Origin of the sequence: Nitrincola schmidtii (assembly GCF_008973715.1) — a bacterium.
GTDB classification, from domain to species: domain Bacteria; phylum Pseudomonadota; class Gammaproteobacteria; order Pseudomonadales; family Balneatricaceae; genus Nitrincola; species Nitrincola schmidtii.
This window is the reverse complement of record NZ_WBOL01000014.1, coordinates 50054-74895: the sequence shown is the minus strand read 5'-3', so window position 1 is coordinate 74895 and position 24842 is coordinate 50054. Positions and strand designations below refer to the sequence as shown.

Annotated in this window: 22 protein-coding genes; 9 read left to right on the top strand and 13 right to left on the bottom strand. The window is 46.3% G+C overall.

What is annotated here, in order from left to right:
• Both F7R24_RS12320 and F7R24_RS12315 read left to right on the top strand, forming a co-directional pair.
• Positions 1–978, top strand: coding sequence for an alpha-E domain-containing protein (locus F7R24_RS12320; protein ID WP_151671563.1), 978 nt, complete (start codon positions 1–3; stop codon positions 976–978).
• Positions 979–1059: 81 nt separating this feature from the next.
• A complete protein-coding gene (locus tag F7R24_RS12315) occupies positions 1060–1704 on the top strand; it encodes a hypothetical protein (protein ID WP_151671562.1) in 645 nt (214 codons plus the stop codon).
• Here F7R24_RS12315 and F7R24_RS12310 read toward each other — a convergent pair.
• The 4 genes from F7R24_RS12310 to typA form a co-directional block, all read right to left on the bottom strand.
• Positions 1701–3134, bottom strand: a complete 1434-nt coding sequence (locus F7R24_RS12310) for a sodium-dependent transporter (RefSeq protein ID WP_151671561.1) — start codon at positions 3132–3134, stop codon at positions 1701–1703. The two genes, F7R24_RS12315 and F7R24_RS12310, sit on opposite strands and share 4 nt — an antisense overlap.
• A gap of 98 nt (positions 3135–3232) precedes the next feature.
• Entirely contained in the window at positions 3233–3670 is a 438-nt protein-coding gene (gene dtd / locus F7R24_RS12305; protein WP_151671560.1) for a D-aminoacyl-tRNA deacylase, read from the bottom strand.
• Positions 3667–4632, bottom strand: coding sequence for a prolyl aminopeptidase (pip, locus tag F7R24_RS12300; protein WP_151671559.1), 966 nt, complete (start codon positions 4630–4632; stop codon positions 3667–3669). The genes dtd and pip overlap by 4 nt, the downstream gene beginning before the upstream one ends.
• A gap of 96 nt (positions 4633–4728) precedes the next feature.
• Positions 4729–6537, bottom strand: a complete 1809-nt coding sequence (gene typA / locus F7R24_RS12295) for a translational GTPase TypA (RefSeq protein ID WP_151671558.1) — start codon at positions 6535–6537, stop codon at positions 4729–4731.
• A gap of 393 nt (positions 6538–6930) precedes the next feature.
• On the opposite strand from typA, the gene glnA reads away from it, so the two are divergent.
• From glnA to glnG, 3 genes are all read left to right on the top strand, one after another.
• Complete coding sequence (gene glnA, locus F7R24_RS12290; protein WP_151671557.1) at positions 6931–8337, top strand: glutamate--ammonia ligase; 1407 nt, start codon at positions 6931–6933, stop codon at positions 8335–8337.
• Between the two features lie 228 nt (positions 8338–8565).
• On the top strand, positions 8566–9639 hold the full coding sequence (glnL, locus tag F7R24_RS12285; RefSeq protein ID WP_151671556.1) for a nitrogen regulation protein NR(II): 1074 nt from the start codon (positions 8566–8568) through the stop codon (positions 9637–9639).
• The gene (gene glnG, locus F7R24_RS12280; RefSeq protein WP_151671555.1) at positions 9623–11050 is read left to right on the top strand and encodes a nitrogen regulation protein NR(I); all 1428 of its coding nucleotides are present in this window, start codon (positions 9623–9625) and stop codon (positions 11048–11050) included. Before glnL ends, glnG begins: the two co-directional genes overlap by 17 nt.
• Positions 11051–11111: 61 nt before the next feature.
• Here the strand turns inward: glnG and F7R24_RS12275 are convergent, their stop codons facing one another.
• Genes F7R24_RS12275 through leuS form a run of 4 tightly spaced genes read right to left on the bottom strand, consistent with a single transcriptional unit; the run spans position 11112 to position 15652 of the window.
• Positions 11112–11459, bottom strand: coding sequence for a c-type cytochrome (locus tag F7R24_RS12275; RefSeq protein ID WP_168926827.1), 348 nt, complete (start codon positions 11457–11459; stop codon positions 11112–11114).
• Positions 11460–11494: 35 nt separating this feature from the next.
• Positions 11495–12529 carry a DNA polymerase III subunit delta gene (holA, locus tag F7R24_RS12270; protein WP_151671553.1) on the bottom strand — a complete coding sequence of 345 codons (1035 nt, stop codon included), beginning with the start codon at positions 12527–12529 and terminating at the stop codon, positions 11495–11497.
• Positions 12526–13047, bottom strand: coding sequence for an LPS-assembly lipoprotein LptE (locus F7R24_RS12265; protein ID WP_151671552.1), 522 nt, complete (start codon positions 13045–13047; stop codon positions 12526–12528). The genes holA and F7R24_RS12265 overlap by 4 nt, the downstream gene beginning before the upstream one ends.
• A gap of 10 nt (positions 13048–13057) precedes the next feature.
• On the bottom strand, positions 13058–15652 hold the full coding sequence (gene leuS, locus F7R24_RS12260; RefSeq protein ID WP_151671551.1) for a leucine--tRNA ligase: 2595 nt from the start codon (positions 15650–15652) through the stop codon (positions 13058–13060).
• Between the two features lie 170 nt (positions 15653–15822).
• On the opposite strand from leuS, the gene F7R24_RS12255 reads away from it, so the two are divergent.
• Positions 15823–16374: a zinc ribbon-containing protein gene (locus F7R24_RS12255; RefSeq protein WP_151671550.1), complete on the top strand. Its 552-nt coding sequence runs from the start codon at positions 15823–15825 to the stop codon at positions 16372–16374.
• On the opposite strand, the gene lnt is transcribed toward F7R24_RS12255, so the two are convergent.
• Genes lnt through miaB form a run of 5 tightly spaced genes read right to left on the bottom strand, consistent with a single transcriptional unit; the run spans position 16312 to position 21559 of the window.
• Positions 16312–17826 carry an apolipoprotein N-acyltransferase gene (gene lnt, locus F7R24_RS12250; protein ID WP_151671549.1) on the bottom strand — a complete coding sequence of 505 codons (1515 nt, stop codon included), beginning with the start codon at positions 17824–17826 and terminating at the stop codon, positions 16312–16314. The genes F7R24_RS12255 and lnt overlap by 63 nt on opposite strands.
• A gap of 6 nt (positions 17827–17832) precedes the next feature.
• Positions 17833–18675 (bottom strand): HlyC/CorC family transporter, encoded by an 843-nt coding sequence (locus tag F7R24_RS12245; protein ID WP_151671548.1) that lies wholly within the window; start codon positions 18673–18675, stop codon positions 17833–17835.
• Positions 18676–18683: 8 nt separating this feature from the next.
• Positions 18684–19139: an rRNA maturation RNase YbeY gene (gene ybeY, locus F7R24_RS12240; protein ID WP_151671547.1), complete on the bottom strand. Its 456-nt coding sequence runs from the start codon at positions 19137–19139 to the stop codon at positions 18684–18686.
• Complete coding sequence (locus F7R24_RS12235; protein ID WP_240776106.1) at positions 19139–20152, bottom strand: PhoH family protein; 1014 nt, start codon at positions 20150–20152, stop codon at positions 19139–19141. Before F7R24_RS12235 ends, ybeY begins: the two co-directional genes overlap by 1 nt.
• A 60-nt stretch (positions 20153–20212) precedes the next feature.
• Complete coding sequence (gene miaB, locus F7R24_RS12230) at positions 20213–21559, bottom strand: tRNA (N6-isopentenyl adenosine(37)-C2)-methylthiotransferase MiaB (RefSeq protein WP_151671546.1); 1347 nt, start codon at positions 21557–21559, stop codon at positions 20213–20215.
• Between the two features lie 301 nt (positions 21560–21860).
• On the opposite strand from miaB, the gene F7R24_RS12225 reads away from it, so the two are divergent.
• The 3 genes from F7R24_RS12225 (at position 21861) to F7R24_RS12215 (ending at position 24835) form a co-directional block, all read left to right on the top strand.
• Complete coding sequence (locus F7R24_RS12225) at positions 21861–22181, top strand: DUF1820 family protein (RefSeq protein ID WP_206057549.1); 321 nt, start codon at positions 21861–21863, stop codon at positions 22179–22181.
• Positions 22182–22277: 96 nt separating this feature from the next.
• Positions 22278–23780, top strand: a complete 1503-nt coding sequence (locus F7R24_RS12220; protein WP_151671544.1) for a sigma-54 dependent transcriptional regulator — start codon at positions 22278–22280, stop codon at positions 23778–23780.
• On the top strand, positions 23777–24835 hold the full coding sequence (locus F7R24_RS12215) for a sensor histidine kinase (protein ID WP_151671543.1): 1059 nt from the start codon (positions 23777–23779) through the stop codon (positions 24833–24835). Before F7R24_RS12220 ends, F7R24_RS12215 begins: the two co-directional genes overlap by 4 nt.
• The last annotated feature ends 7 nt before the right edge of the window (positions 24836–24842 follow it).

The following is a 24842-nucleotide window of genomic DNA, read 5'->3' as shown; positions in this document are numbered from 1 at the left end:
ATGCTGTCAAGAGTCGCAGAAAGTGTTTACTGGTTAGCTCGCTACCTAGAGCGAGCGGAAGATACCGCTCGTCTGATCAGTGTGAACAGTCATTTATTATTGGACTTTCCTAAAGCAACACGATTAGGTTGGTCAACCTTGGTTACCATTACGGGTAGTGAAGATATTTTCGATAAATATTACGAAGAGCGTGACGAAGTCAGTGTTTTGAACTTCTTGTGCGGTGATCGGCGCTATTCAGGTTCGATCATTTCTTCTTTGACTGCTGCACGTGAAAACTTACGAACGACACGTGATGTGATGCCTCAGCGAATTTGGGAAGAGGTTAACCAAGTCTATTTGGCGGTATCGCAGCAGGCGGAATCAGGTATTAACCCTCGCAACAGAGATGTTTTTCTTAATCGCGTTATTCGAAGCTGCGAAGCGGTGAATGGCATGATTGCAGGAACATTGAGTTATACGCAAACACGTACGTTCTTGATGATCGGTCGTCAAATAGAACGCGCTGATATGACCACGCGAATTATTGATGTGCGCTCAGCAAACTTATTGCCGAAAAATTCAGATGATTTTACGCCGTTTGAAACCTTGCAATGGGTCAGTGTATTGAAATCTTTGACAGGTTTTCAGATGTACCGCCAGCATGTGCGTTTACGTGTCCGTGGACCCGATGTGTTACGTTTTCTGCTGCAGGATCAACAGTTTCCTCGGGCAGTTGCCTGCTGTATTTCGCGGATAAGTCGCGAATTAGAAACCTTGCCCGGAGGCACACGTGCACTGGCAGCGGCGGATCATTGTCTTGTGCACTTAACAGAGGCCGATGTGTCGCTGTTAGCAGTAGAGCCGGAAAAGCTTCACCAATATATTGATGATATTCAGCTGGATATCAGTCAGTTACATGATCAGATTGCAGATACTTGGTTCCGCTTGGTTGAAGAAAGTCGGGTCTTGGCAGAGTTAACCCAAAGCCAAAGCTAGGGAATTAATCTTAAGTTGTCTCGACAAATGTGTGCCATCTAAAGACAATAAGCGTTTTATTAAAATGTAAGTGAGTTTTAGATGGCCCGCGAAGACGATATTAAGAGAATCAAGCAAGCTGCGATAATGTTTATGCTACTGGTGTTGGCGATGTTGTGGGCACCCGTAGCAGTATTGCTGGATGTCGTAGTGCTGAAGCATGGTATGCCAGAGCATGGTGTCACTGAAATAAGCCAAGAAACATTCCTTTTTATCTCCGCAATTATTATGTATCTCATGGCGTTTCGGCTAAATCATCAGCGTGGATTTCTGCTCTTAGTCGCCGGTTTGTTGTTATCTATGTTACTGCGTGAACTAGATTATCTTTTTGATTATATTCAGCATGGGTTTTGGAAATACCCAGTCACGGGTGTCATTCTTTTTAGTTTTGTTTTGGCCGCTATTTTTAGAAACAGCATTATTGCAGCAATGGCAGATGCTACTCGTTCCTATCCTTTTGCGTATATTCTTGCGGGACTTGCCGTCGTGCTGTTTTTCAGCCGAGTATTTGGGACAGGTTCTTTATGGGGAGCAATTTTAGATGCGGGTGCTGGCGTTCAGGCAACTGCCTTGGTAAAAAATTCAGTTCAGGAAGGTCTGGAGCTATTAGGTTATGTGTTGATTCTATATGGAACCGTGATGTTTGCCCGCCTGCACTGGCAGACGGACAAACAGTTATCGGATTAAGAACGATTAAAAAAGGTTCTTCCAGCCGTGAAGGCACCAATCAATAGAATGGAGCCAACGGTTGGAATCAAATAACCATCGATCTGTGGAATGGTTCGCAGGAATACAAACGCTACCGCAGTTGGTGCCACAAAACGAACCAGGAATTGCCAAATCTGGAACCACGTATCGTTGGTTGCCATCTCTTTTAACACTTCCTCACGAGTCAGAGCCCAGCCAGCAAAGAGTGCAATCAGTAAGCCGCCTAGTGGCATCAATATATTGGTAATAAACTCCAGCACATCAAATGGTGAACGGTTAAACCAAGTGTGTGTAATGGTGCCTTCTGACCAAACGTTAAAGCTAAATACAGTTAATAAGCCCAGTAACCAGCATAAGCTAACCATCAAGCCAACGGCTTTAGGGCGACTGAAACCAAACCGTTCGACCAGATATGCAGCAACCGGTTCGATCAGCGAGATGGATGAGGTGATCGCAGCACCAATGACCAAGATGAAGAATACACCACCAATGAGCCATCCAGCCGGTAACTCAGCAAAAGCAATCGGCAAGGTGACAAACATCAAGCCAGGTCCTTGACCTGCTTCAAGTCCACTGCCAAATACCAATGAGAAAATCGCGATACCGGCAAGTAAAGCAATGAGCGTATCGACAAAGGCTATTGAAATGGCGGTACGGGTTAATGAAGCTTCGCTTGACATGTACGCACCATAAGCCATGATCGCACCCATCCCCAAGCTTAAGGTAAAGAAAGATTGCCCCATCGCTTGCAACCAACCTTCAAGGCTCAGGTCAGCCAAGTTGAAAGTGAACAAGAAGCTCATTGCCGCACCTACATCGCCAGCAACAATGCCATAGCCAAGCACGATCATCAAAATGACAAATAGAGCGGGCATCATAAAGCGTAATCCGCTTTCAATCCCTTTATGAATCCCTAAGCCGACAATGACTCCCGAGGCTGCAATGAAGAGAGTGTGGTAGGTCATTAGCAATGCAGGAGAGGCTAGAAGTGCATCAAATGAATCTTTGATTTGTTCAGACTCTGCCCCGACCAATGATCCGGAAAACATCAAGCCAGTATAGTGGATAGCCCAGCCTGCAATAACCGAGTAGAAGCTTAGAATAATGAACGCAGCGCATGCACCCATCCAGCCGATAGTTCGCCAATTGCGACTGGTATTGTGTGACTCAGTTAAGTAGTCCATGCCCATAATGGGACTTTTTCGGCTGGAGCGGCCGAGTAGAGTTTCTGCAATTAGAATGGGGATGCCTACAATAGCAATGGTTAATGCATAAACTAGAATGAAGGCACCACCACCGTTTTCGCCAGTGAGGTAAGGGAAACGCCATAGATTACCCAGACCGACAGCAGAACCTACCGCTGCCAGTAAAAAGGTACCTTTATGGGTCCAAATTTTCGGTGAACTCATTGTTAGAATTCCATAGTTGATTTTTAGACTAAAGGAGGTTAAACGGCGAGATGTTACATGACTTTTGGCTAATAGTCAGGCAATCCTATGGGGATTTATTAACTTTCCAGTAAAAAAGTCACAGGTCCATCGTTACAGAGTGTGACTTTCATATCTGCACCAAAACGACCAGCGGAAACTCTAGTTAACCTGTTTTGAGATTGTGTTAAGAAGTATTCGTAAAGGCGTTCACCCTCTGAGGGTGTTGCGCCTTGGGAAAAACCCGGTCTAAGACCTTTGCGAGTATCTGCGACAAGCGTGAACTGCGAAACCACCAACAATTCTTTACCTTGTTGTATGAGACTTTCATTCATTTTGCCGTCGGTGTCCGCAAAAATACGATAGTTAAGTACCTTATGTAACAACTTATCAGCATTTTCTTCGGTGTCACTTCGCTCTACTCCCAGCAGTAATAATAATCCTGGGCCGATTGAGCCGATGCACTGACCATCGACTTCAACGGAGGCATGTTGAACACGCTGAATTAGACCTTTCATGGCAATCCTTGGCTAGGCTTTTGTCGAGCAAAGTGATCCGTAGCACGTACTAAATTGTCAGTAATACCTGGTTCGAAAGCGGAATGCCCCGCATCCCGAATAATATTGAACTCTGCATGAGGAATGACGCGATGTAGAGCAAAAGCTTGTTCTATCGGACAGACGACATCATATCGTCCATGTACGATAGTGATGGGTATCTCTTTCAAGCGGTCTGCATTCTTGATCAGCTGATTCTCGCTCATAAAACAGCCGTGATAAAAGTAATGTGCTTCGATTCGAGCCATTGCTAAGGCAACATGGGGCTCGCCAAAATGTTGTGCAACATCAGGATTTGGCTTGAGTGTTGAACAACGACCTTCCCAAACAGACCATGCTTTTGCTGCTGCCATGCGTGCAATTTCATTGTCCGAAGTCAGACGATTATAGTAGGCTTTTAATAGGTCATCCCGCTCTTCTGTTGGAATAGGCTGAAGATAGTCTTGCCAGTAGTCAGGGAAAATTGCGCTAGCACCCTGCTGATAGAACCAATCAATATCCTGTTTACGGCACAGAAAAATGCCTCGCAAGATCATCCCCAGTACTTTTTCAGGATGTGTTTGCGCGTAGGCCAGTGCCAGTGTGGAACCCCATGAGCCGCCAAACAATAACCAGTTTTCAATGTTGAGATGCTGACGAATCTTTTCCATGTCAGCAATCAAATGTTCAGTGGTGTTGTTTTCTAATGACGCATGAGGCGTCGAGCGACCACAGCCGCGTTGATCAAAAACGACGATACGATAGGCATCAGGATTGAAAAAGCAGCGATGTGCGGGTGAGGACCCGCCCCCTGGCCCACCGTGAATAAATATGACCGGAATACCAGCTGGGTTTCCACTTTCTTCAACATAAATGCGGTGCGTTTCATCAACCTCTAGCCAATGTTCTGCATAGCAAGCAATGTCTGGGTAAAGCGTTCGCATATCTGGCTCCGATCTACTTTTATTTTAGGTTGGTATTTGCTGAGTGATGATACAAAAAAAGGCAGCTGATGGCTGCCTTTTTTAAACTCAATAAGATTACTTCTTATTACGCTTACGCTCGTTCTCTTTCAGAAGCTTCTTGCGAATGCGAATATGGTTAGGTGTGACCTCAACCAATTCGTCGTCTTCGATAAAGTCGAGTGCTTGTTCAAGAGAGAATCTGATCGGCGGCGTCAATACGATGTTTTCATCGGTACCCGATGCACGCACGTTGGTCAGCTGCTTGCCCTTGGTTGGGTTTACCACTAAGTCATTTGAGCGACTGTGAATACCGATAACCATGCCTTCATAAACTTCGATATTAGGCGGAATAAATAGACGGCCACGTTCTTGAAGGTTAAACAGTGCAAAACCAAGCACCTTGCCATTCACCATGGAAACGAGTACGCCGTTGTTACGCTCGCCCATATCGCCATCTTTAACGCGACCATAGTGATCGAATACAGAGGTCATGATGCCAGTTCCCGAGGTCATGGTCATGAATTGGCTACGGAAGCCTATCAAGCCACGTGAAGGGATCATGAAGGTAACGCGAACACGTCCTTTACCATCCACTTCCATATTGGTCATATCGCCTTTACGACGACCCAACTCCTCAATAACAGAACCTTGATGTTGTTCTTCAACATCCAGCATGACTAGCTCGTAAGGCTCACGAATCTCACCATCAACTACTTTTTGAATAACTTCGGGACGAGAAACGCCCAGCTCGAAGCCTTCGCGACGCATTGATTCAATCAGAACCGACAGATGCAGTTCACCACGACCAGAGACTTTAAATTTCTCAGGTGTTTCACCTGGCTCTACACGCAGTGCCACGTTATGAATCAATTCACGCTCTAAGCGCTCTTTAATGTTACGGCTGGTGACGAATTTACCATCTTGACCGGCGAAAGGTGAGTCGTTGACTTGGAAAGTCATCGACACGGTGGGTTCATCTACTGAGAGTGCAGGTAGCGCTTCAATACAGTTAGGATCACAGATGGTGTCAGAGATGTTAAGCTGATCAAGACCGGTTACACAGACGATATCACCCGCTTCAGCGTCTTCAACTTCTACGCGCTCTAGACCGTGGTAGCCCATCACTTGCAGTATGCGACCAGAACGTAAGCCAGCATGGCTATCAATAACTTTTACAGAAGTGTTGGTTTTAAGACGGCCTCGACTGATACGGCCCACACCGATAACACCGACGTAGCTATTGTAGTCCAGGGCGGAAATCTGAAGCTGTAAAGGACCTTCAGGATCAACTCTTGGTGGATGTACATGCTTAACAATGGCTTCGAACAGTGGCGTCATGTCGTCGGCCATCTCTTCATGATCAAGACCGGCAATACCATTTAATGCAGAAGCATAAACAACAGGGAAGTCTAACTGTTCGTCAGTTGCTCCTAGGTTGTCGAATAGATCAAATACCTGATCCATGACCCAATCTGGGCGCGCACCAGGACGGTCAACTTTGTTGATAACAACAATAGGACTCAGACCCTGTGCAAAGGCTTTTTGTGTAACAAAGCGTGTTTGAGGCATCGGCCCATCGACTGCATCGACAAGCAGTAATACCGAGTCAACCATGGAAAGAACTCGCTCAACTTCTCCACCGAAGTCAGCGTGCCCAGGGGTGTCTACGATATTGATACGATAGTCATTCCATTTGATAGCAGTGTTTTTCGCTAAAATGGTGATTCCACGTTCACGTTCTTGGTCATTAGAGTCCATGATACGTTCAGCGCTTTCATCGCGACGTGTCAGCGTACCAGACTGTTGTAAAAGTTTATCAACCAAGGTGGTTTTACCGTGGTCAACGTGTGCAATGATGGCGATATTTCTCAGGTTTTCGATCACAAGAGTGTTCCAAGTTTCTTTGTAAAGTGGCGCATTATACGTGACAACGCTTCAACAATCGACGAAAGTTTGTTCATAAATTGCTCACCAAAAATAATGCACTGCTATAGCGCAAGAATCTTCAATTTGGCGTAGGATAGTACGATGGTTGCACATTAAAAGCCCCTAATTGATGTCAATGCTTCAAATAAGGGCGTAATTGTAAAGATGTGCACCATAATAGGGCGGTTTGGTGACGGTTATTGCGTTAACAGTGATGAAGCCTGCTGTATTTATGCGGCTTTATGACTCTGGCACGGGTATTGCTTTGTTTAAATACAAGCAGTCGTGTCGGTTTGCAGTCCGGCAGATCCGGCTTAATGCATTCATTTAGAAATTTAATAGGAGCGTCCTATGTCAGAGCATACTCTGAATCTGATCAAAGAACACAATGCGAAATGGGTGGACATGCGTTTCACAGATTTCAAAGGTAAAGAGCAGCACGTTACTATCCCTGTCTCTGACATGGGTGACTCGTTCTTTGAAGAAGGCAAAATGTTTGATGGTTCTTCCATTGCCGGTTGGAAAGGTATTAACGAGTCTGACATGATCCTGATGCCGGATGATTCTGCTTCTGTACTGGATCCTTTCACTGAAGCGCCGACCATCATTGTTCGTTGTAATATCGTTGAGCCTGCTACTGGTCAAGGTTACGATCGCGACCCACGTTCGGTTGCACTTCGTGCCGAACAGTTCCTAGCCTCAACCGGTATTGCTGACTCGGCGATGCTTGGTCCAGAACCAGAATTCTTCGTATTTGATGAAGTGAGCTGGCATGCTGACATCGGTGGTTGTGGCTATACCATTAGCTCTGAAGAAGCGTCTTGGGCGTCTAACCACAAGATCGAAGGTGGTAACACAGGTCACCGTCCACGCGTCAAAGGTGGTTACTTCCCAGTTCCGCCAATCGACTCTTTACATGATCTTCGTGCAGCAATGTGTGATGCGATGGAAGCGATGGGCTTAACCATTGAAGTACATCACCATGAAGTAGCGACTGCTGGTCAGTGTGAGATCGGTGTTCGTGGTAACACACTGGTTAAGAAAGCTGACGAAGTGCAAATTCTGAAGTACTGTGTACACAACGTTGCGCATGCTTACGGTAAAACAGCTACCTTTATGCCTAAGCCACTAGTAGGTGATAACGGCTCTGGTATGCACGTGCATTTATCTATGTCAAAAGATGGTAAAAACATCTTTGCGGGTGAAGGCTACGGTGGTCTAAGTGACACGGCACTTTACTACATAGGCGGTATCATCAAGCATGCTAAGGCATTGAACGCACTATGTAACCCATCTACTAACTCTTACAAGCGCTTAGTTCCTGGTTTCGAAGCACCTGTTATGTTGGCTTACTCAGCACGTAACCGCTCTGCATCATTGCGTATTCCTTACACAACGACTCCGAAAGCGCGTCGTGTAGAAGCTCGCTTCCCTGATCCAGCAGCGAACCCATACCTGTGCTTCGCAGCACTGTTGATGGCGGGTATTGATGGTATCCAGAACAAGATTCACCCTGGTGATCCAGCAGATAAAGATCTGTACGACTTGCCACCAGAAGAAGCAGCAACTATTCCAACCGTTGTTTCTAGCTTAACTGAGGCGTTGAACGCTCTGGAAGCAGATCATGAGTTCCTTACCAAAGGTGGCGTGTTCTCTAAAGATATGTTGGATGCTTACATCAAGCTGAAACGAGCTGAAGTTGAACGTGTCAACATGACGACTCACCCAGTTGAGTTTGATCTGTACTACTCTGTCTAATTAACAGACGGTGTATAGAAAGCCTCCGCAAGGGGGCTTTTTTGTGCCTATTTTAGTCACAAAACTCCTGCCCAGATTTAAAGCATTTGCACCATCATGGTGCGTTTTGTTTTAGCTTGTTCTATGATCAAAGGCTTGAAGTGCCCTGTTTTCTGCCCTTTTTTGGATCAGTCTTATTCAGTTAAGTGGCATCGATCTTGCTAAGTCATAGCAAGAGGAGAGTTTTAAATGCCCATGAAATCGATTCATCAACAATTATTAGATAACTTGACGACGTCAGTGATCCTGTTGAACGACCAATTGTTTATTCAATATATGAATCCAGCTGCAGAAATGTTGCTGCAAGCTTCATTGCGACGTTTACAAGGCAAAGCAATTCAAGATTGGTTGGTGTTCAATGAAGATGATTTGATTTTGCTACGTGATGCATTAAAAACCATGCACCCCTATAGTAAAAGAGAGGCGCGTTTAATGAATGCGATGGGGCAGGAGTCGTTAATCGATTACAGTGTTAATGTCAGCCCAAACATCGGCTTGATGCTTGAAATACAGGCTCGTGACCGATTAATGAGAATTGAGCGCGAAGAAGAGTTGCTGACACGCCATGCCACTGCACGTTCCTTAGTCAGAGGTCTAGCTCACGAAATTAAAAACCCATTGGGAGGAATTCGTGGAGCGGCACAGTTGCTAGAGCGTGAACTGGCTGATGAAGAACTGCACGACTATACCCGCGTGATTATTGATGAAGCAGATCGTTTACGTAATCTAGTTGATCGTTTATTGGGACCACATAAGTTACCCAAACTCGAAAGCGTCAATGTGCACGCAATTCTGGAACGGGTGTGTAGTTTGGTCAGAGCAGAGTCAGAAGAAAGAATTCAGCTAACACGGGATTATGATCCTAGTATTCCTGAGTTTTCGGGTGATAAAGAGCAACTCATTCAGGCCATTTTAAATATTGTCCGTAATGCGATGCAGGCAATGCACGAATCAGCCACTGAACAGCCTAGTATTACTCTTCGTACTCGAGCGCTCCGCCAGATGACATTAGGAACAGAACGGCACCGTTTAGTTTGTTCGATAGAGATTATTGACAACGGTCCGGGTATTCCCGAAGAACTTTTATCCTCTATTTTTTATCCGATGGTGACCGGTCGAGCTGAAGGTTCAGGGCTTGGTTTATCAATCGCTCAGTCGATTATTAATCGTCATCAGGGCTTGATTGAATGCACAACAGAACCTGGCAACACGCGTTTCCAATTATTAATTCCGCTGGAGCAAAGCCATGAAAACAACCGGTAACGTTTGGGTCGTTGATGATGACCGATCGATTCGTTGGGTACTCGATAAGGCACTGACATCTGCTGGTCTCAAAGCTACGCTGTTTGAAGCTGCCGATCCATTGTTGAATAAACTGACCCAAGAGCAACCGGATGCCATCATCAGTGATATTCGCATGCCTGGTATGGATGGTTTAGAAATGCTCGAGCGCATTCATAAAGATCATCCCACGCTGCCCATTATTATCATGACGGCACATTCTGATTTAGACAGCGCAGTAGCCTCATATCGTGGGGGTGCTTTTGAGTATCTACCCAAACCTTTTGATGTGGATGATGCGGTAGCCTTGGTTTCTCGTGCCGTTGTTCATGCCCACGAGCAACGTGAAAAAGCACCCGAGTTGATCGAAACAGATACCGCTGAAATTATCGGTGAAGCACCTGCCATGCAGGAAGTGTTTCGTGCCATTGGTCGTTTGTCGCAATCGAATATCACTGTGCTCATCAATGGTGATTCAGGGACAGGTAAAGAGTTGGTTGCCCATGCTTTACACCGTCACAGCCCTAGAGTGGCGCATCCATTTATCCCGTTGAATATGGCCGCTATACCAAAAGACTTGATCGAATCGGAGCTGTTTGGTCATGAAAAAGGAGCCTTTACCGGAGCTGCGGCCGCCCGTCGAGGCCGCTTTGAGCAGGCGGATGGTGGAACTCTGTTTTTAGATGAAATAGGTGATATGCCAGCCGACACGCAAACTCGTTTATTGCGTGTTTTGGCAGATGGTGAGTTTTACCGTGTGGGTGGTCATACTCCCGTCAAAGTCGATGTTCGTATTATTGCCGCAACCCACCAAAACCTAGAAAACCTAGTGCGTGAAGGCCGTTTTCGTGAAGATCTATTTCACCGCTTAAACGTGATACGAATTCATATTCCGCGCTTGTCTCAGCGGCGCGAAGATATTCCTCGTCTTGCACGGTATTTTTTGTCGCGCTCAGCTGAAGAGCTAAATGTCGAGCCAAAAACGCTAAAGCCAGAAACGGAAGAGTTTATCTGTGAATTGCCATGGCCTGGTAATGTGCGTCAACTGGAAAATACCTGTCGCTGGTTAACGGTCATGGCGTCGGGTCGAGAAGTGCTAGTATCCGATCTTCCGCCCGAGTTGTTGGATCGTCCAGAAACGAGCCACTTAGTGGAAGGAAATTGGGATCAACTGCTGCGTAACTGGGCGGATCAGCAATTATCACGTGGTCGGAAAGGGATACTGAATGAAGCCTTGCCTACCTTCGAGCATGCCATGATAGAGGTTGCTTTGAAGCATACCGCTGGCCGTAAGCGTGATGCCGCTGAGTTATTAGGCTGGGGGCGAAATACACTGACAAGAAAAATCAAAGAGCTAGGTTTGGAAACGGCTGATGAAGAGGACGACTCCTAATAGCACAAGTTATTAAGTGTTAATCAAAGCTTGTAAGTTAGAGCTTTTTAATCAGAGGTTTTTAATCAGAACCTTGTAGCTGGCGCTCACGTTCTTGTCGTCGCATGGCAACGGCATATTCAGCAACCGTAAAAGCTTGTTGATCCGACAGTCCAGGAAAGCGTCCCATTGGATGACCTAGCTGAGCGCCATGCTTAATTATAAGCACTACATCATGCACTTGAAGCTGGTTCACGCCGGGCGGAAGATTTTGCAGTTGAGCGCCTAAACCCTGATAAGTGTGGCATTCTTGACAATAGTAAGCATAAAGCTGATCACCCCGGGTCATGTTTTTTGGAGATGGCTCGCGATCACAACCACTGATGAGAAACATCACGGCGGCCAATGTTAGCCAAGGGTAAATTTTCATCATGCTATCCATTAGTTTTTTGAGTCATTGTTTCATTAGCTATTAAGGGTATCTGGCAACAGAGAAACGCCTGCGAGTTTTAACGTGATCTGGCGAATGATCAACCAAGGACTTTCGTTACGCATGCCTTTAATCGCTTGATCGGCAACTGCTGCTGATTGAAGCATAGACTCAAGCGTTGCTGCTGGCAAAGACTGGCTAGCTTTACGTACCAATGCTTTTCGTTTACCCCAAATGCGCTCTTTCTGGCACAAGCTGTCATAAGACTGTCCTTGCTGCAAAGCCAGTTGTACGTTGTAAAGTGTTCTGATTTCTCGCGTGAGTGCCCATAAGATCACGGGCGCCTCTAAACCCTCATGAATTAATGCGGTCAGAATCTTTTCGCAGCGCTCAGGTTGGTGAGCCAGAGCTGACTCGGTGAGTGCAAAGACATCATAGCGTGAGCTATCAGATACCGATGCGATCACCTGCTCTGCAGTAATCTGTTGATCTGCATAGAGTAGTTGCAGTTTAGCGAGTTCTTGCTGTGCGGCAAGCAAGTTACCCTCGATTCGCTCGCAAAGTACTTGTAGTGCTTCATGATCCAACTGAATACTTAACGAGCTTGCGCGTTGTGATAGCCATTGAGGAAGTTGTCCTGAGTCAGGTGCATGAACCTCAACCAGGACTCCTTGAGATTCAATCTGTTTAAACCAATGTGATTTTCGTGCAGCAGCATCCACTTTATCGATGATTAACAGTAAAGCGGTATCCGGTGAGGGATCTTTTAGCCAATCAAACAGGATTTGACCATCACCTTTATTGATTTTATGGCTACCGACACGGATTTCTAAGAGTTTTTGATCAGCGAAAAGAGAGAGGGCATTGGTGCTTAAGATCACACTTTCCCAGCTGAAGTGATTGTCGACATGATGCAAATCACGCTCAGTAAACCCCTGCGCCCTCAACCAGCGACGCAAAGCGTCACAGGATTCTTGAGATTGCAGGGGTTCTTCACCCAGCACCATAAAGATGTTGGATCCGGTATAGCGCTGCAACACAGCATTCAGCTGGTCGCTACGGGTTTTCACGGAAGTTGAATCCTTATGTACTGACGCATAATCTGCTGTGCTAGGTCTTGACGTATCTGCTGGCGCAGAATCGGCTCCTGTGACTCACTGGCGGTAATATTCGAGCTGTCGACGTTGTAAGATCGTTCCGACATCAGCGATCTTGGTGTCAGCACTAACTCACCCTCTGCATCTGTGACTTGGAAGGTCACTTCGCCACGTAACTCATACTCAGATGCACGAGCACTGCTGTCTAAAGAGAGCGTACGTCGGCTCATTGTTTCTTCAACCAGTTCAATTCGATAGGGTGCTTGGTTATCTACCGTGACACCATTGGCTCGAAGTGCTTGATCAAGTGTTCTAACCAGCTCTGAGTTAGTTTGATCACTTAGGATAGCCACCCGCGATAGGCTAGGTGGGATATCATACAGTCCTCGCAACTTGAAACCACAACCACTGGCAACCAATAGCAGCATTACCATCAGTAATACTATCCATGCCTTTGGGTTGTGCATCGTAAACGGCATCAGTCGAGTCATCTGATCTCTCCTAGCTGACGACAATATTCAGCAGTTTATTGGGAACAGCGATATGTTTACGGATGGTTTTATCGCCAATATGTTTCTGAACATTTTCTTCAGCCAAAGCAAGATGCAGCAGTGTGTCTTTGTCAGCATCGGCTGCCACTTCTATTTTTGAGCGAACCTTGCCATTCACCTGAACCACTATCTCAACGGTTGTTCTGACCAGTGCCGATTCGTCAACCTTAGGCCAAGGTGCATGAATAACAGCGCCTTCATGCCCTAGTTGCTGCCATAGGTTATGACAGATGTGAGGAACGATCGGTGATAGTAGCAATACCGCTGCTTCTAACGCTTCGTGCATCACTGCACGGCCTTGCTCGCTAACATCTTGGAAGCGGCCAATGGCGTTCGATAGCTCCATGATGGCTGCAATCGCGGTATTAAAGGTTTGACGACGCTCGGTATCATCGGTGACTTTTGCCAAGGTTTCGTGAACTTTACGGCGCAGTTCACGCTGCTCATCATTGAGTTGATCGAGCTGCAAGGCGGCAACGGGTAGGCCTCTGAACTGATGATCGTAAACCTGTTTCCATAAACGACGTAGGAAGCGATGTGCGCCTTCTACTGCGGAATCAGACCACTCCAGTGATTGCTCTGGGGGTGCAGCAAACATCATAAACAGACGAACCGTATCGGCACCGTAACGGTCAATCATCACCTGAGGATCGATACCGTTATTTTTCGATTTAGACATTTTAGCCATGCCAGAAACGATCACAGGTTCACCGTCAATGCGATGACGAGCGCTGACAATACGACCTTTCTCATCGGTTTCTGTGATCACATCTGTTGGCGCAATCCAAGTCTGACCACCCCGTTCATCTTCGCGGTAATAGGTTTCAGCCAGAACCATGCCTTGGCACAGTAAGCGCTTAAAAGGTTCGTCAGAATCGACCAGGCCTTCATCACGCATCAGTTTGTGATAAAAACGCGAATAGAGTAGATGCAAAATGGCGTGTTCAATACCACCGATATACTGATCAACGGGCAACCAATAGTTAGCTTTTTCAGGATCTAACATCGCATCCGCAGTGTCGCGGCTGGCAAAACGAGCCGCATACCAACTGGATTCCATAAAGGTATCGAAGGTGTCTGTTTCGCGCTCAGCAGGTCCACCACAGGTCGGACAGGTAGTATTGATGAAGCTGTCCATTTTTTTAATGGGAGAGCCGACACCGTCAAATTCAACATCTTCTGGCAGTACCACTGGGAGTTGATCTTCAGGTACGGGAACAGGACCACAGCTAGGGCAATTGATCACAGGGATAGGTGCACCCCAGTAACGTTGACGAGACACACCCCAGTCACGTAAGCGGTAATGGATGGCTACTTTGCCGCGCTTACGACGGATCAGTTCGCTAGTTATGGCTTTAAAGGCCATTTCAAATTCAAGGTCATCAAAATCACCCGAATTTACCAATGGGCCTTTTTCGGTGTAGGCTTCTTTGGCAAGATCCAGTTCAGCAGTTCCTTCAACATAGCCGATCACTTGCTTAAGCGGTAAACCATATTTATTGGCAAACTCCCAGTCACGCTGGTCATGAGCAGGCACAGACATCACCGCGCCTGAACCATAATCCATCAATACGAAGTTAGCACTCCAGACCGGCACGAGTTCGCCAGTTAAAGGATGCACCGCATCAATACCAAGAGAAATGCCTTTTTTCTCCATCATCGCGATATCAGCTTCAGCCACTTTCATATTGCGGCAGTCTTCAATAAAGGCAGCAATTTCAGGATTACTTTCAGCCGCTTGGAGTGCTAATGGATGTTGCGGTGCAACCGCCATATAGGTCACACCCATTAACGTATCAGGGCGCGTAGTGAAGACTTCCAGATCACCGTAATTAGGTACATGGAAACTGATTTCAGCGCCTTTAGAGCGGCCAATCCAGTTGCGTTGCATGGTCTTGACCTGTTCCGGCCAGTGCTCCAGTTTATCTAAATCTTCTAAAAGCTGATCTGCATAATCGGTAATTTTCAGGAACCATTGTGGAATTTTCTTACGCTCCACCAGTGCACCTGAGCGCCAGCCACGACCATCAATGACCTGCTCGTTTGCCAGTACAGTTTGATCGACAGGGTCCCAATTGACTTCCGCTTCACGCTTATAAACTAAGCCCTTTTTCATCAGGCGGGTAAAGAACCACTGTTCCCAGCGATAGTATTCAGGGTGACAGGTAGCAAGTTCGCGGGACCAGTCGTAACCAAAGCCCATACGGCAGAGTTGATTACGCATATAATCAATATTTTCATAAGTCCATTTAGCCGGTGCGACTTTATTATTGATCGCTGCATTTTCGGCGGGTAACCCAAAAGCATCCCATCCCATGGGTTGTAAAACGCTTTTGCCCTGCATGCGCTGATAACGTGATATAACATCACCAATAGTGTAATTGCGCACATGACCCATGTGTAAACGACCACTGGGGTAGGGGAACATGGAAAGGCAGTAGAACTTCTCTTTCTGCGGGTCGTTGATGGCTTTAAAACTACCGTTCTCTTCCCAGAAACGCTGGGCAACGGGTTCAATTTCCTGCGGCTGATAATGCTCGTTCATTGTGTTTGGCTAAAACCTAATGAGGGGCTGAAAAAGCGATATTTTGTCTCACTTTGATTCAGAAACCCTGTTTAATTGGAAAGATGACTAAATGCGGCATAGCATACAATATATATAAGCTCGCAAACAGGGCTTAGTGGTATCACCTTTGGGTGATTAAGGAGTGGGTTATGAACGATACAAATAAAAAACCAGTGCAGCATTCAGAAATAGCACCGGCAGCCTATGATCGTATTCTGGACAGATTACGTCGAAGTTTGGATGAAGCGGGGGAAACAACCTGGGAGTCTTTGCAATCTCGCATTCAAGAAGCGATTGAATTAGAGATGGCTGCTGAGGAGATGACTCGCGACGAAATGGATTTATTGAGTGCCTACATCGAGCGTGATTTAAAGCAGATCGGCTATTATGCTCATGAGACCGGCGAGGGTATCGCAGCCTGGCTGAATTTCGATCTGAATGCGCTAGAAAACGCCGTGATGCATCGCATTTGGGACTTAGCAGACAAAACCCGTGTTCAACATGAATTGCTCAGGGAGCAGCTTGCCCATGATGAACAGCAGTATCTTGCGGGTGAAATTACCTTGCCAGGACGACTGGTGTGTGTGAATTGTGGCGAGCAGCAGTTGTTGATTCGAAGTGACGCCATTGAACCTTGTTCAGCGTGCCATGGCGTTATTTTTGAGCGGTTGCCGCGACCCTGGCCAGAAACCGAGTCCTAGCAGTAGCAAGCTGAGTAACATGGCTGGCCATAAGCCAACGCGTTGATAAGGTGTTTGACCTTGCATTGAAGGCACCTTAACACTGAGTACGCCAGCCTGTTCTCGACTTAAACGATCGACAATATCGCCATTAGGTGCGACCAATGCGGTAATACCGTCATTGGTCCCGCGCAACAGCCAGCGTCCATTCTCGACAGCGCGCATGCGTGCAATTTGAAGATGTTGCTCTGCTGCCAATGAATCATCAAACCATGCGTCATTAGACACGGTCAAAATAATATCCGCTAATATCGCAGAGCGCCGAGTTAGCTCCGGATAGGCGATTTCGTAACAGATTAACGGAGCGATCTTGCGACCTTTGACGTCCAATGTTAATTCGGTATGCTCTGGCAAACTGAACTCCGACATTGGCAGGTCGAAAAAATCGATCAAACCACGAAGTTGTGCCTCTAAGGGAACATATTCACCAAACGGAACTAAACGCTGTTTGTGATAGACGCCTTGGCCGTAGCTGAAAATGCCTAAGCTATTATGAAAACGGCTTAGTTCCGGATTTTTGGCATCCGCGGTCATGTAAGGAAACCCACTGATCAAGGTTGTTTGTTGGTTTCCTAGACGATTAAAAAAAGGTTCGGTGTAGGGCGCTGCTTGATAATAAAGCGAAGGAATGGCGGTTTCTGGCCATACAATTAGGTCGTGATCCTGATAGGGCTGACTAAGACTGATGAGGTGCTGCAGCATTGGGGATAGCAGACGTCTATCCCACTTATCATGCTGGGAAATATTAGGTTGAACCAGTGCGACACTCAATTCAGTGTCTGGAACGGCTTCTGTCCAGCTTTTGGGTGTTAGGAGTGCAATGATAGGCAAGATGCAGGCAACGGCCAATGGCAGCAGAGCTCGTTTCTTGGCTGCCTGAAACAACCCGATGGATAAGCAAAGCGTAAGCAGGGACAACCCCCAAACACCCATCAGGCTGCCGAGTGGGCTTAGGGGGGTATCTAACCAGGCATAACCGGTTAGTAGCCAAGGAAACCCAGTTAAAAACCAGCTTCTCAGCCACTCAAATCCCATCCATATGGCGATAAAGGCAAGCCACGCATGGGGTTTTCCAATAAACAAGCGATAAAAAAGCCACGCTTGAGCCGAAAATAATAGGCCAAGAGCGGCAACAAACAGCAGCGTAGCGAGCGTGGCGATCAAGACGGAAGCGCCACCATACACGTGGATGCTGACCCATACCCATGAAACACCGGCACCAAATAAACCAAATCCGAACCCCCAGCCGATCAACGCAGCTTGACGGCTTGATTGAAGCGGGTTCAGTAACCAGAAAAGAACCGCGGGTCCTAACAGAATAAATGGAACAAGATCAAAAGGTGCAAAGGCTAACACCATCAATGCTCCCGCAATGATGGCGAACAGGCATTTAGCTGCCAAGGAGTTCAGCATTGTTGATTAGTTGTCCTCTGGCGTTACTTGCAACAAGCGAATACGGCGATTGTCGGCTGACAAAACGCTAAAGTGAATGCCTTCCAGAGTGACGCTTTCACCTTTGAGCGGAAGACGACCAAAGCTTTGCGTGATAATGCCACCGATGGTGTCAAACTCTTCATCTGAAAAGTCGGTATTAAAGAATTCATTAAAGTCATCAATCGGTGTTAAGGCTTTAACGAGATAGCCTTTTTCATCCAGCGCTTTAATATTGCCTTCATTTTCATCTTCATCATGCTCATCTTCGATTTCGCCGACAATTTGCTCTAGAACGTCTTCGATGGTGATCAGACCCGAAATGCCGCCATACTCGTCAACAACGATAGCCATGTGATTTCGTGCGCCACGGAACTCCCTTAGCAACACATTCAGGCGTTTGCCTTCCGGTATAAAAACGGCAGGTCGCAAGCAATCACTGAGAGTGAAGTTTTCAAGGTTACCGTCAAGGACATAGGTCAATAGATCTTTGGCCAACAGTATACCGACCACTTCATCAGGATTTTCTCCACAAACCGGAAATCTGGAGTGGGCCGTTTCGATAATAACCGGTAAGAAATCAGCAGGTTTTTGATTGATTTGTACCATCGTGACCTGCGAGCGAGGAATCATGGCGTCTCTAACGCGCATATCAGAAACCTGCATAGCGCCTTCAATGATCGTTAAGGCATCATTGTCAAGCACGCCAGCCTCTGCTGCTTCGTAAAGTCCATTGATTAAGTCTTCACGTGTTGGGGGCTCATCTGAAAAAGCTTGCGCCAGTTTACCCAGCCAGCCTTTTTGTGTGTTTCCCGATCGCTCTTCGCTCATGTTGTCCTCTAAGCGGATATGTAAGGGTTGGGAATATCGAGTTGCGCGAGTAATTTAATCTCTAACGCTTCCATCTCTTCCGCGTCATCGTCATTTATATGATCGAATCCGATCAGATGCAATACCCCATGAATAACCATATGTGCCCAATGCGCCATTAAAGGTTTATTTTGTGCCTGTGCTTCACTGGCAACCACTTCGGCACAGATGGCTAAATCACCAATCATGGCTGATGAAAACCCTGGTGGTGCCTCAAACGGAAAGGACAAAACATTAGTGGGCTTGTCCATGCCGCGCCAAGTGCTATTTAGCTCTTGGCTTTCCTCGGAGGAGACTATGCGAATACACAGTTCAGCCTCATCTATCTGATTCGTTAAGGCGGTTTCTACCCAGCGCTGGAAATCATCAGCCTCTGGAAGTGGCTGGTCTTCGACAGCGATCTGGATATCTACGTCAATAGCCATTAGCGTTTTTCTCTTGTCTGTTGGTCAGATTGCTGGCGCTGCGCTTCCATTTTTTCATAGCGATCATAGGCGATAACAATATGTTGAACCAAGGGATGGCGCACCACATCTTTAGCGGTAAAGTGAGTAAAGCCAATGCCTTCAACACCCTTAAGGACTTCAATCGCGTGAACTAGACCAGATCGAACCCCTTTGGGTAGGTCAATCTGGGTTACATCACCCGTGATTACGGCGGTTGAGCCAAAACCGATACGGGTTAAAAACATCTTCATCTGTTCACGTGTGGTGTTTTGCGATTCATCAAGAATGACAAAAGAACCATTGAGTGTACGGCCGCGCATATAGGCTAAAGGAGCAATTTCAATGACATTTTTCTCTATCAGACGAGCCACTTTTTCAATGCCGATCATCTCGTAAAGTGCATCATAAAGTGGACGAAGATAAGGATCGACTTTCTGTGACAGATCACCAGGTAAAAAGCCCAGTTTTTCTCCCGCTTCAACGGCCGGGCGAACCAGTAAAATACGACTGACCTCTTCGCGTTCTAGGGCTTCCACCGCACAGGCAACTGCTAGATAGGTTTTGCCGGTTCCAGCGGGTCCAATACCGAAATTGATATCCAGTCGTTGAACCGATTCGACATAGCGCTTTTGATTGTCACTGCGAGGACGTATCTGCATCTTACGTGTGCGTATAGTGACATCTCGATCATAAGGAGTGCTGCTATTTTGACGGCTTTCGATGCCTGTCGCTTTCAGTGCAAGATGGATGTGTGCAGGTGTTAGTTCAGTGCCAGAGCTCGCATCTTGGAAAAGCTGTTGCAGCATTAGCTTTATTTTCTCACATTCAGCTTCGCTCCCTAAAATTTGGAAGTGATTGCCTCGATGCAGCACTTCCATGCCTGTACGCTCTTCAATCAGGAGAAGATGCTCATTCAGTTGTCCGCAGAGGTTAGCAAGTGCGCCGAGATTGTCAGGCTCAAGAGTAAAATTTAGTGTGTGAGTGGAAGGCAATTCAAATTCCTGTCATCAGTGATTATCTTAGTGAGTGATATCAAGTGTTGAGTTATCTCTTTATTGAGCATCAAGTTCTGATGCGACGAGTTCACCCACTAATGAGTTTGCATAGGCTTGAATGATTTTGACATCTGCAAAGTGACCAATGAGATCGGGGTTGTCGCAGCGAAAGTTAACCACTCGGTTGTTTTCAGTACGGCCGGACAATTGACCAGGATCTTTCTTTGAGTAGCCATTGACTAAAATGCGCTCAATATTGCCTACCATACGACGACTAATTTCCGTCGCTTGCTGGGTAATGCGATGCTGTAACAGAGCAAGACGTTGCTTCTTCTCTTCGTCAGAGACAGAGTCAGGCAAGTCTGCTGCGGGTGTTCCGGGACGACGGCTATAGACAAAGCTGAAAGATGAATCAAAGCCTATCTCTTCAATCAGTTTCATCGTCGCTTGGAAATCGGCATCGGTTTCCCCCGGGAAGCCAATAATGAAATCCGATGAAAAGCTGATATTGGGACGAAGTTTACGAATACGACGTAACTTCGATTTATATTCCAGTGCGGTATGGCCACGTTTCATCGCCATCAGGATTCTATCGGAACCACTTTGAACCGGTAGATGTAAATGACTTACCAGTTCAGGTACTTCATCGTAGACGTCAATTAGGCTGTCACTGAACTCGACGGGGTGCGAGGTGGTAAAACGAATACGATCAATACCATCAATCGCTGCAACACGGCGAATCAGTTCAGCTAAATCTGCGTGATCACCGTCGCTTAGTTCGCCTCGATAAGCGTTGACGTTTTGGCCGAGCAAGTTAACTTCTCGTACACCCTGTTCTGCCAGTTCTTGGCATTCATTCAGGACGTCCTGTAAGGGGCGGCTGACCTCTTCACCTCGAGTGTATGGCACCACACAGAAAGTACAGTATTTACTGCAGCCTTCCATCACAGAAACAAAGGCTTCAGCACCCTCAGCACGAGGCGCTGGCAGGTTGTCAAACTTTTCAATTTCAGGAAAGCTGATATCAACAATGCCTAGGGTGCCTTTTTTGCTTTCATTGATCATCTCAGGCAAGCGATGCAGCGTTTGTGGGCCAAAGATCATATCAACATAGGGTGCTCGATCACGAATCGCTTCACCTTCTTGGCTAGCCACACATCCGCCCACACCAATAATCAGATCCGGACGCTTTTCTTTTAACTTGCGCCAGCGGCCTAGCTGATGGAAAACCTTTTCTTGTGCTTTTTCACGAATAGAACAGGTGTTGAGCAGAAGTACATCGGCATCATCCGGACTATCGGTCAGTTCTAGGGCGTGACTTTCACCCAAAAGGTCTGCCATACGGGAGGAGTCGTACTCGTTCATCTGACAGCCGTGTGTCTTGATAAACAACTTTTTGCTCATGAGTTACCTGCAGTTAAGATTGTCGATTAAAATAGGGGCAAGATTATAGCGAAGCCGCCGACTTGCTGCCACACGCTGAGCGTTTTTTGAGCAGTTTTTGTCATCCAGTTCAATGCTTAGTGCTTTTAACAACGCATAGATCAAAAAAAGTCACTATTAAGCAAGGTGTTTGCCTTGCAATGCCTTGCCAGCGAAACACGGTGCCCTTGAAAGATAGTCTTATCGCCCCGATAAAGATAGTTTGAGAGCAGAGTCTATTTGAAAGTTCAGTTTAGATAATTAAAGGAGTGATGTACCTATCATGGCTGCAGAAGAATCTATCTATCGCGTTGCCTTTGTAAATCAAGATAAAGTGTATGAGCTCTATGTACGTCATGTGTTTCAAAGTGATCTATGGGGGTTTTTAGAGCTTGAGGGATTTGTGTTTGGTTCTCGCTCTGAATTGGTGGTCGATCCTTCAGAAGAAAAATTGCGTCAACAGTTTGGCGAAGTAAAGCGTACTTATGTTCCGATGCATTCGGTGATTCGTATAGATGAAGTTCGTCAAAGTGGTGTGGCTAAGATTACAGAAGCTAAGGGGATCATTACTCAATTTCCCTCTTTCCCACCGAAAAAATCGTAAAAATCCTATCGATTTACAGCTTTAAAAAGTCAAACTATTGACGTAAAGGCGAGCTAACGTTAGTGTTAGTTTGTCTTTGTCATAGGTCGTTTACCCATGGATCGTAAATTTTCTGACGTTTTATTGCTGGATGATGATCATCTGCGCAGCCACTCATTGCAGACATGTCTCTCTTTTATGGGTGTTAACTGCCATATTTTTGACTTTGTCAGTTGGTTTCAGCGCGGCCGTGATTTTGATTTAAGCAGTTTGGGTTTGGTGCTGATTGGTCACAGTAGTTTGCCAATCGCTCTGGAAAAATTAGTCAGCGAGCTTCACATAGAGCAGCGACCGCTTCCCAAACTGCTATTATGTGACTGGCCCGAGATAGAAGAAAGTAGTGCTAGATCTCTAGGGATACTGGATCACTTTTTACCTCCGTATCGATACGATCGTTTTTTAGATCTGCTGCATTGTGCACAGGTGTTTCTTAAGCAGCAGATACCTATGCCAACGACCGAAATTGAGTGTCAGGGCTTTGTAGGACAAAGTAAGGCGGTTCGTGATATTCGCAGTTTGATTGGTCAAGTTGCTGCACGAGATGTGAGTGTGCTCATTACCGGAGAATCAGGAACCGGTAAAGAGGTCGTTGCACGGGCCTTACATCAGCATTCTGATCGTCGAGATAAACCCTTTGTACCGGTTAATTGTGGAGCGATACCGGCTGAGCTGCTCGAAAGTGAACTTTTTGGTCACGAAAAGGGCGCCTTTACCGGAGCAATCAGCAGTCGAGCAGGGCGATTTGAACTCGCCGATGGTGGAACACTCTTTCTGGATGAAGTGGGAGATATGCCTCTCCCTATGCAGGTAAAATTGTTAAGAGTGCTGCAAGAACGTCAATTTGAGCGTGTCGGAGGCAGTCGAACCCTTGAAGTAGATGTGCGTATCATCACTGCAACACACAAAAATCTTGAAGAGATGATTGTTTCTGGTGAGTTTAGGGAAGATCTTTACTATCGTCTCAATGTTTTTCCCATCGAAATGCCGCCTCTGCGAGAACGTGTTTCCGATCTGCCCTTACTGATCAATGAATTTATGCAACGTTTACAAGAGCAGGGATTAGACGCAATGCATTTTTTACCAGACGCGATGGAGTCATTAAGGCGTCATCCTTGGCCAGGAAATGTACGTGAGCTGTCAAACCTGCTCGAGCGTCTTGCCATCATTCACTCTGGCGGTGTGATCGGTGTCTCTGAGTTACCAGCCAAGTTTAGGCATATAGAAGAACCTCATCCTGAGCGTTATCAAGGCGTTCAGCCTCCGGTCAATTTGATGCCCGATCAGGAAGATGAGTATCAGAAAAAAGAGGCATCAGATAAAACGTTGTCCACTGATATCTTTAGGGATAGTCCGCAAAACAAGGATATATCGCAAGCAGAGCTTGAGGTATTAAAGAAAGGGATTGATCTAAAAAACTTCCTTGAAACCACTGAGCAGCGACTGATCGAACAAGCCTTATCCGAGTCAGGTCAAGTCGTTGCACGAGCCGCGCGCTTGTTAGGTATTCGTCGAACTACACTGGTCGAAAAAATGCGTAAATATGATATGGCTCGCTCATGAGTGATGCGCTAAAACACGCAGAACAGCGTATTTCCGAACTGGAACAGCAGGTTGAAGCCTTACAGTCTGAACAGCAAGCCTTGATGAGACTCAGGAAACTCGTTGATTTGATGCCAACTGGTTTTTTGGTCATCGATAATCGTGGCTTGATTGTCGAAAGTAATCCCGCTGCAGAGGCCTTATTGGGGGAAAAGTTGCAAGATCGTGCTTGGATAGCAGTGATTCAAGCCTGCTTTGCCCCCCGTCCTGATGATGGACATGAAGTGTCACTTAGAAATGGCAAGCGCGTATTGCTGTCAACCTTGGCACTGCCTGATGAACCCGGGCAATTAGTGTTTATGACGGACCAGACACAAACACGTGATTTGCAATCCAAACTACACCACTATCAGCGCTTATCAGAGATGGGACGAATGATGGCATCCTTAGCACATCAGGTAAGGACTCCACTGTCAGCGGCATTAATCTATGCAACTCATTTAACCGCATCAGAATTGACTGATGCCCATCGAATTCGATTCGCGACCAAGGTTAAGCAACATTTAACTCATCTAGAGCAACAAGTTCGAGATATGCTTATTTTTGCTCGAGGTGAAACACGTCTAGATGATCAGATTAATGCAGATGATCTGTTAATTCGAATTGAAGATTTACTGGATCAGCCGCTCGCTCAATATGATGCTGAGTGTGAATTTATCAATCGGGCAGGTGATGCACAGATACAGTGTAATTTAGAGGCGTTATTGGGCGCTGTTCTAAATTTGGTGAATAATGCGTTGCAAGCCTGCCATGAAAATGCGGTATTAGAAATATTACTGGAGCAGCAACAAAATACCTTAGTCATTAGTGTCTCAGATAATGGTCCTGGTATGAATGCTGAGAGTTTACAAAGAGCTAAAGAGCCATTTTATACCACCAAAACTCACGGGACGGGTTTAGGTTTGGCAATTGCTCAAGTGATTGCCCGTGCTCATCATGGACAGTTTGAGCTTAGCTCTGAGCCAGAGAAAGGAACCTGTGCACGTTTTCAACTACCTTTAAAAGAAGCTAATTAGTAGGGTT